Raw genomic sequence first — 8259 nt, 5'->3', positions numbered from 1 at the left:
GGCGTCTTCGTCGGCTCCGGCATCTTCAAGTCGGGCAACCCGGCGCAGCGCGCGGAGGCCATCGTCAAGGCGACGACCTTCTACGACGACCCCGACGTGATCGCCAAGGTCTCCCGCGGCCTGGGCGAGGCCATGGTCGGCATCAACGTCGACGACATCCCGCAGCCGCACCGGCTCGCCGAGCGCGGCTGGTGACGCCGACCCCGCGCATCGGGGTCCTCGCCCTGCAGGGGGACGTGCGCGAGCACGTGCACGTCCTCGGTCAGCTCGGTGCCGACGCGACGCCGGTGCGCCGGCCGAGCGAGTTGGCGGACGTCGAGGCCCTCGTCATCCCCGGCGGCGAGTCCACCACCATGGACAAGCTGGTCCGCGCCTTCGACCTGCAGCAGCCGTTGCGCGACCGGATCGCGGCCGGCATGCCGGTCTACGGCTCCTGCGCCGGGATGATCATGCTCGCCGACCGGATCGTCGACGCCCGTCCGGACCAGCAGACCCTGGGCGGGCTGGACGTCACCGTGCGCCGCAACGCCTTCGGGCGCCAGGTGGACTCCTTCGAGGGGGACCTGCACTTCGAGCACCTGCGCGACGGCGAGGCACACCCCCTGCGTGCGGTGTTCATCCGCGCGCCGTGGGTGGAGGAGATCGGCCCGGCGGTCGAGGTCCTCGCCACCGTCGAGGACGGTCCGGCCAAGGGTCGCGTGGTCGCCGTCCGCCAGGGCAACCTGCTGGCCACGTCCTTCCACCCGGAGGTGAGCGGCGACCACCGGGTGCACGAGCTGTTCGTCGACCTCGTCCGCGAGGCGCGCGCACGCTCGGGCGACTGACCAGCGGCCGGCAGGCACCCGGCATACGACCGGTAGGATCGTCGGTCGGCATCGGCACTGACACACACGACGCAGCTGAGGGAGAGGGATGAGCGGTCACTCCAAGTGGGCGACGACCAAGCACAAGAAGGCGGCGATCGACGCCAAGCGGGGCAAGCTCTTCGCCAAGCTCATCAAGAACATCGAGGTCGCGGCCCGCACGGGCGGCGGTGACCCCGCCGGCAACCCCACCCTCTACGACGCCGTCCAGAAGGCCAAGAAGGCCAGCGTCCCCAACGACAACATCGACCGCGCGGTCAAGCGCGGCAGCGGCGCCGAGGCCGGGGGAGCGGAGTACCAGGCGCTGGTCTACGAGGGCTACGCGCCCGGCGGCGTGGCGGTCCTCATCGAGTGCCTGACCGACAACAAGAACCGCGCCGTCATGGAGGTGCGCACCGCGCTCACCCGCAACGGCGGCTCGATGGCCGACTCCGGCAGCGTGTCCTACCTGTTCAACCGCAAGGGCGTGGTCATCGCGCCCAAGGACGGGCTGACCGAGGAGCAGCTGCTCGAGATCGTGCTGGAGGCCGGCGCCGAGGAGATCAACGACCTCGGCGACTCCTTCGAGATCGTCAGCGAGGCCGGTGACTTCGTCGGCGTCCGCACCGCCCTGCAGGACGCGGGCATCGACTACGACTCGGCCGAGGCCTCCTGGATCCCCAGCGTCGAGGTCCCTCTGGACACCGACGGCGCACGCAAGATGTTCCGGGTGGTCGAGGCGCTCGAGGACTGCGACGACGTGCAGAACGTCTACGCCAACGGCGACATCCCGGACGAGGTCCTCGCCGAGCTCGACGGCGAGGAGTAGGTTCGTCCTCGAACGTCTGTGCGTCCGCCGGGTGGTGGGCCCGACTCGAGGAAGGGGTGGCGCCGGTGCGCGTGCTCGGCGTCGACCCGGGCCTGACCCGCTGCGGTCTCGGCATCGTCGAGGGTGACCTCGGCAAGCCGCTGCGCATGGTCGCGGTGGGGGTCGTCCGCACGCCGACCACCGACGAGCCGCACCTGCGCCTCGCCGCCCTCGCCCGCGAGATCGACGTGTGGCTGGCGCGCTACGAGCCGGACGCCGTCGCCGTCGAGCGGGTCTTCGCCAAGGCGAACATCAAGGGGATCATGGGCACGGCCCAGGCCTCGGCCGTGCCGATGCTCGCCGCCGCCCGGCTCGGGCTGCCGGTGTCGACGCACACCCCGACCGAGGTCAAGGCCGCGGTCACGGGCAGCGGGCGTGCCGACAAGGCTCAGGTGACGACGATGGTCACCCGCATCCTGCGGCTCACCTCCCGCCCCACGCCGGCCGACGCCGCCGACGCGCTGGCCCTCGCGATCTGCCAAGTATGGCGCGGCGGGGCCCAGAACCGGCTGCAGGACGCGGTGGCGGTCCAGCGGGCCCGTCGTGCGAAGGTGGCCCGGTGATCAGCTCCGTGCGCGGCCCCGTCCTCGACGTCGGCCTCGACTCCGCCGTGGTCGAGGTCGGCGGGGTGGGCCTGCTCGTGCACACCACGCCGACGACCGCGGCCGGCCTGCGCGCCGGGGGAGAGGTGCGCCTGGCCACCTCGCTGGTCGTGCGCGAGGAGTCGCTCACCCTCTACGGCTTCGCCGACGCGGACGAACGCGCCGTCTTCGAGCAGGTCCAGACCGTCTCGGGCGTCGGTCCCCGGCTGGCGCTGGCGATGCTCGCGGTGCACCCGCCCGAGGACCTGCGTCGCGCCGTCTCCGAGGGCGACCTGGTGGCCCTGACCAAGGTGCCGGGCATCGGCAAGAAGGGCGCCGAGCGGATCGTCCTGGAGCTGCGCGACAAGATCGGGGCACCGGCCGTCGGCGGCCCGGCCGGCGCGAGCCGGCCCGTGCCCGCAGCCGACGCCTGGAAGGGCCAGGTCAAGGAGGCACTGACCGGGCTCGGCTGGTCCGCCAAGCAGGCCGAAGACGCCATCGAGGTCGTCGGCGCGGGCGAGGGTGTGGACACCGGCGACATCTCCGGCCTGCTGCGCGCCGCCCTGCGGGAGCTGGGGCGCTGATGGCCCGTCGTGGGGGCGCCGGCGAGGCCCACGCCGACGGCTCGGTGGACGCCTCCGCCCGGACCGTCGACCCCGTCGCGGAGGAGGACGAGCGCCAGGTCGAGGCGGCCCTGCGGCCGCGCCGGCTGCGCGACATCCACGGGCAGACCCGGGTGCGTGACCAGCTCGGCCTGGTGCTTGAGGCGGCCCGCCGCCGGGGCACCCCGCCGGACCACGTGCTGCTGTCCGGGCCGCCCGGCCTCGGCAAGACCACGTTGGCGATGATCGTCGCCGCCGAGCTGGAGCAGCCGATCCGGATCACCAGCGGCCCCGCCATCCAGCACGCCGGCGACCTCGCGGCTGTCCTGTCCTCGCTGGCCGAGGGCGAGGTGCTCTTCCTCGACGAGATCCACCGGATGTCCCGGGCGGCCGAGGAGATGCTCTACCTGGCCATGGAGGACTTCCGGGTCGACGTGGTGGTGGGCAAGGGCCCGGGCGCGACGGCGATCCCGCTGGAGCTGCCGCCGTTCACCGTCGTCGGCGCCACCACCCGGTCGGGGCTGCTCCCTGCTCCGCTGCGCGACCGGTTCGGCTTCACCGGGCACCTTGACTACTACGCCGCGCGTGACCTGGAGCGCATCCTGGTGCGCTCCGCCGAGCTGCTCGGGGTGACGACCGAGCCGGCGGGGGTGAGCGAGATCGCGCGCCGCTCCCGCGGCACCCCCCGCATCGCCAACCGGTTGCTGCGGCGGGTGCGCGACTGGGCTCAGGTCCACGGCGGCAGCGTCGTCGATGCCGAGGCGGCCCGGGCCGCTCTGGCGCTGTTCGACGTGGACGAGCGCGGGCTGGACCGGCTCGACCGTGCGGTGCTGGACTCGTTGTGCCGGCGCTTCGGTGGCGGGCCGGTGGGGCTCGGCACGCTCGCGGTCGCCGTGGGTGAGGAGACCGACACCGTCGAGACCGTGGCCGAGCCGTTCCTCGTGCGGGAGGGCTTCATGATCCGGACCCCCCGGGGCCGGGCCGCCGCCCCGCTGGCCTGGGAGCACCTCGACCTGACCCCGCCGCCCGAGGCGCCCGTCGCCGGCCGGGCCGGCCGCGGGGCGGGAACCGATGTGCCCACGCTTCCGTTGGGGGAAGGTGAGGGACGCTTCGGCGACTGAACCGGCATACCGGCTGTCGTCGCTTCGGCCGTGCCTTCTTTGGTCTGCCAGCGCGGGTCACCTAGACTCAGCCGGCGCCCTGTAACCCTGAACACTCCATAAGGACCTCCTCCATGTCGTCACTGGCCTCCTTGCTGGCCGCGAACTCCTCCAACTCCGGCGGGTCGGGCGGGTTCTCCCTGCTCATCTTCGCGATCCCGATCCTGCTGATCGTGTTCATGTTCTGGTCCCAGCGGCGGCGCCAGCGCACCATGCAGCAGCAGCAGGCCTCCCTCGAGGTGGGTGATGAGGCCCGCACCACGTCCGGGCTCTACGGCCGGATCACCTTCCTCGACGATGCCTACGCGACCCTCGAGGTGAGCCCGGGCGTGCACCTGCGCTACGACCGCCGGGCGGTCCTCGCTGCGCCCCAGGCACCCGGCGCCGGACCGGCCACCACCGCGTCCACCACGCCGGCCGAGCAGCCTGCGACGGAGGAGCCCACGACCACGGACGAGCCGGAGAGCGACACCTCCACCTCACCCCGGACCTCCGGGGAGTAACCGCCCGTGGCAGCACACCCCCGGAACCGGAAGCCGGTGCGGACCCTCGTGGTCCTCGCGGTGCTGGTGGCCGGGCTCTACGGCCTGCTGGCCGGCGTGGCCACCCTGGGCCACGCCCAGTGGACCCCGAAGCTCGGCCTGGACCTCGAGGGCGGGACCGAGATGGTCCTCCAGCCCGTCGTCCAGGGCAAGCAGAAGGTCAACGACCAGCAGGTCCAGCAGGCCGTCAGCATCATCCGCCAGCGGGTCGACAGCACCGGCGTCAGCGAGGCCGAGGTCTCCACCCTGGGCGGCAGCAACATCGTGGTCTCCCTGCCCGGAGAGCCGAGCCAGCAGCAGCTGGACGCGTTGTCGAAGTCCTCTCAGATGATGTTCCGTCCGGTCATCGAGGCGCAGCCGAGCGGCCAGCCCGCCCCGACGCCGACGCCGTCCCCGACCGGCAGCACCCCCGCTCCGTCGCCCTCGAGCCCCTCGGGCAAGGCCTCGAAGCCGGCCACGCCGTCGTCGAGCCCAAGCACCTCCTCGGCCAAGGGGCTGGTGCCGAACGCCCTGCGCGCCGACAACGGGTCCACGAAGAAGCCTTCCTCGTCCCCGTCGCCGAGCAGGTCGGCGAAGAAGACGGCCAAGCCGGCGAACCCGTCCAGCTCGCCGAAGCCGTCGCCGTCGACCCCGGCGAACACCCCGACGCAGAAGCCCACCAACCCGAGCGACAAGGCGTGGGTCACGCCGGCGCTGGCGCAGAAGTTCACCCAGCTCAACTGCGCGAACCGCAAGCAGCGCAACGCCATCAAGGAACAGCAGGTGCCCAACGGGCAGCCGATGGTGGCCTGCCAGGACGACGGCAGTGAGAAGTTCATCCTCGGCCCGGTGGAGATCACCGGTGACAAGATCGCCGACGCGACCTCCGGTCCCGAGATCAACCAGAACGGGACCCCGACCGGACGCTCCGAGGTGCGGCTGACCTTCGACAGCAAGGGCGCCCAGCAGTTCGAGAAGGTCACCGAGCGCCTGGGCCAGTACCCGCAGGGTTCCCCGCAGAACCGGTTCGCGATGGTCCTCGACGGTGAGGTCATCTCCGCCCCGCAGTCCATGGCGGTGATCACCAACGGCAAGGCGAGCATCACCGGCAACTTCACCCCCGAGAGCGCCAAGACCCTGGCCAACCAGCTGAAGTTCGGTGCGCTGCCGCTGTCGTTCAAGATCCAGACGCAGGACCGGATCAGCCCGCAGCTCGGTAGCGACCAGCTGACCAAGGGCCTCATGGCCGGCGCGATCGGCCTCCTGCTCGTCGTCATCTACTCGCTGCTGCAGTACCGCGCGCTGGGCATGGTCACCGTCTGCTCGCTGATCCTGGCCGGCCTGCTCACGTGGGTCGGGCTGACCTTGCTCGGGTGGGGCTACGGCTACCGCCTGACGATGGCGGGGGTGACGGGCGCGATCGTGGCCATCGGCATCACCGCCGACTCGTTCATCGTCTACTTCGAACGCGTGAGGGACGAGGTCCGTGAGGGCCGAAGACTCCGCTCCGCCGTCGAGACCGGGTGGGCCCGTGCGCGGCGCACCATCCTGATCTCCGACGGGGTGAACTTCCTCGCCGCCGCGGTGCTCTACATCCTGTCCGAGAGCAATGTGAAGGGCTTCGCGTTCACCCTCGGCCTCACCACGTTGATCGACGTCGCCGTGGTCATGCTGTTCACCCATCCGCTGCTCACGCTGCTGGCGAACACCGAGTTCTTCGGCGGCGGGCACAAGTGGTCCGGCTTCGACCCCAAGCGGCTCGGTGCCAAGGGGGCGACGTATGCCGGCCGCGGCCGGGTGTCGGTGCCCACGCGGCGCCGGCCTGTGGAAGGGGGTCACTCGGCATGATGAGCTTCGCGCAGTTCGGCAACGACCTCTACACCGGTCGCCGGCAGATCCAGTTCGTCCGCCGCCAGAAGGTCTGGTATGCCGTCTCGGTCGTGATCCTCATCCTGGCCGCGGTCGGCATCTTCGGCCGGGGCCTGAACTTCGGCCTGGAGTTCCGCGGCGGCTCGGAGTACCGGGTCCCGAACGTGACCAACACGCAGAACTACGACGTGCGGGCCAAGCAGGCCGTCAGCGGTGACGTGGCCGGGGCCAACGTGGTGGTCACCAAGCTGGGCCAGAGCACCGTCCGGCTGGAGACCGAGCAGCTCACCAAGCAGGAGCGCCAGCAGGTCGCCGCCGACCTGGCCAAGGAGTTCCACGTCAAGCAGGACACGGTGAGCACCTCGCTCGTCGGTGCCAGCTGGGGCCAGACGGTCACCAACAAGGCGCTGTGGGCCCTGGGCTGGTTCCTCGGTCTGGTGACGTTGGTGCTGGCGATCTACTTCCGCACCTGGAAGATGGCCGTCGCCGCCCTGGTCGCGCTGTTGCACGACCTGGTCATCACCGTGGGGATCTACGCCCTGTTCGGCTTCGAGATCACCCCGGCCTCGATGATCGGCTTCCTGACCATCTTGGGCTACTCGCTCTATGACACCGTCGTCGTCTTCGACAAGGTCCGAGAGAACACCTCGGCGGCACTGGCGAACGGCCGGCTCACCTACAGCCAGGCGGCGAACATCGCCGTCAACCAGACCCTGGTGCGCTCCATCAACACCTCGGTCGTCGCGCTGTTGCCGGTGGCGTCGATCCTCGTGGTGGGCTTCACCCTGCTCGGTGCCGGCACGCTGCTGGACCTCAGCCTGGCGCTGTTCGTCGGTATCGCGGCCGGCACCTACTCCTCCATCTTCATCGCCACCCCGCTGCTCGCCGACCTGCGTGAGCGGGAGCCGCGGATGAAGGCGCTGGCGAAGCGGGCCGCGAAGTACCAAGCCAAGTACGGCGTGGAGCACCCGGTGGCCGCCGACCAGCTCGACGAGGCGGGACGCACCCCGGCGGAGGCCGCCGCGGTCGCCGACGACGGCGCCGCGGAGGGTGCGGTCGACGACACCGCCCCGGCCGGGCAGGGCGGCAACCGACCCGCCGGCGGGGCCAGTCCCGGCAACGGTCAATCGGCCGACAGCGGCACCGGGCACGTCGGCGGCCGGCCGCTGCACCCCTACGCCCAGGGCGGTCCGCGCAACCAGCCGCGGCGCAAGTCGCGGTCTCGTCGCTGATGGCGGTGGAGCCCGTCGGCCGCTCCCGCGACCGAGCCGGCACGACCGATGTCACCGACGTGGTGCGCAGGCACCTGCGTGACATCCCCGACTTCCCGGAGCCGGGCGTGGTGTTCAAGGACTTCACGCCGCTGCTCAGCGACCCCACGGCGATGGGTGCCGTGGTCCGTGACGTCGCCGACCGGTGGCGCGGGAACGCCGAGGTGGTGGCGGGGATCGAGGCGCGCGGTTTCATCCTCGGTGCCGCGGTCGCCTACGAGCTCGGCGTGGGCTTCGTGCCGGTCCGCAAGGCCGGCAAGCTGCCCGGGCCGACCCACCGCACGGAGTACGACCTGGAGTACGGCAGCGCCGCGATCGAGGTCCACACCGACGCCTTCGCCGCCGGAGAGCGGGTCCTGGTCCTGGACGACGTGCTCGCGACAGGCGGCACCGCCGCGGCGACCTGTGCCCTGCTCGAGCGCACCGGCGCCGTCGTGGCCGGCTTCGAGGCGGTCATCGAGCTCGGCTTCCTGCACGGCCGGGACCGACTCCACGGACGCCGCCTGCACACGATGCTCGTCGTGTGAGCGAGGACAACTAGACTT

9 protein-coding genes and 1 pseudogene are annotated in these 8259 nt (G+C 71.6%); all 10 read left to right on the top strand.

Annotated features, from left to right (window positions below; all coding sequences use genetic code 11):
• A pseudogene (locus VFL99_RS04930) lies at positions 1–195 on the top strand (pyridoxal 5'-phosphate synthase lyase subunit PdxS); the annotation flags it as partial.
• Positions 192–824 (top strand): pyridoxal 5'-phosphate synthase glutaminase subunit PdxT, encoded by a 633-nt coding sequence (gene pdxT, locus VFL99_RS04925; protein WP_325105217.1) that lies wholly within the window; start codon positions 192–194, stop codon positions 822–824. The pseudogene VFL99_RS04930 and the gene pdxT, both read left to right, overlap by 4 nt.
• A gap of 88 nt (positions 825–912) precedes the next feature.
• On the top strand, positions 913–1671 hold the full coding sequence (locus VFL99_RS04920; RefSeq protein ID WP_325105216.1) for a YebC/PmpR family DNA-binding transcriptional regulator: 759 nt from the start codon (positions 913–915) through the stop codon (positions 1669–1671).
• 65 nt (positions 1672–1736) lie between these two features.
• Complete coding sequence (gene ruvC / locus VFL99_RS04915; protein WP_325105215.1) at positions 1737–2273, top strand: crossover junction endodeoxyribonuclease RuvC; 537 nt, start codon at positions 1737–1739, stop codon at positions 2271–2273.
• Positions 2270–2875, top strand: coding sequence for a Holliday junction branch migration protein RuvA (ruvA, locus tag VFL99_RS04910; protein ID WP_325105214.1), 606 nt, complete (start codon positions 2270–2272; stop codon positions 2873–2875). Before ruvC ends, ruvA begins: the two co-directional genes overlap by 4 nt.
• Positions 2875–4014: a Holliday junction branch migration DNA helicase RuvB gene (gene ruvB / locus VFL99_RS04905; RefSeq protein ID WP_325105213.1), complete on the top strand. Its 1140-nt coding sequence runs from the start codon at positions 2875–2877 to the stop codon at positions 4012–4014. Before ruvA ends, ruvB begins: the two co-directional genes overlap by 1 nt.
• 113 nt (positions 4015–4127) lie before the next feature.
• Positions 4128–4556, top strand: a complete 429-nt coding sequence (locus tag VFL99_RS04900) for a preprotein translocase subunit YajC (protein WP_325105212.1) — start codon at positions 4128–4130, stop codon at positions 4554–4556.
• 6 nt (positions 4557–4562) lie between these two features.
• The gene (gene secD, locus VFL99_RS04895; protein WP_325105211.1) at positions 4563–6422 is read left to right on the top strand and encodes a protein translocase subunit SecD; all 1860 of its coding nucleotides are present in this window, start codon (positions 4563–4565) and stop codon (positions 6420–6422) included.
• Positions 6422–7675, top strand: a complete 1254-nt coding sequence (gene secF, locus VFL99_RS04890; RefSeq protein WP_325105210.1) for a protein translocase subunit SecF — start codon at positions 6422–6424, stop codon at positions 7673–7675. The genes secD and secF overlap by 1 nt, the downstream gene beginning before the upstream one ends.
• Positions 7675–8241, top strand: a complete 567-nt coding sequence (locus VFL99_RS04885; protein WP_325105209.1) for an adenine phosphoribosyltransferase — start codon at positions 7675–7677, stop codon at positions 8239–8241. Before secF ends, VFL99_RS04885 begins: the two co-directional genes overlap by 1 nt.
• Positions 8242–8259: the final 18 nt, after the last annotated feature.

This window comes from Segeticoccus sp., assembly GCF_035708005.1.
This window is presented reverse-complemented; position numbering and strand designations above follow the sequence as displayed.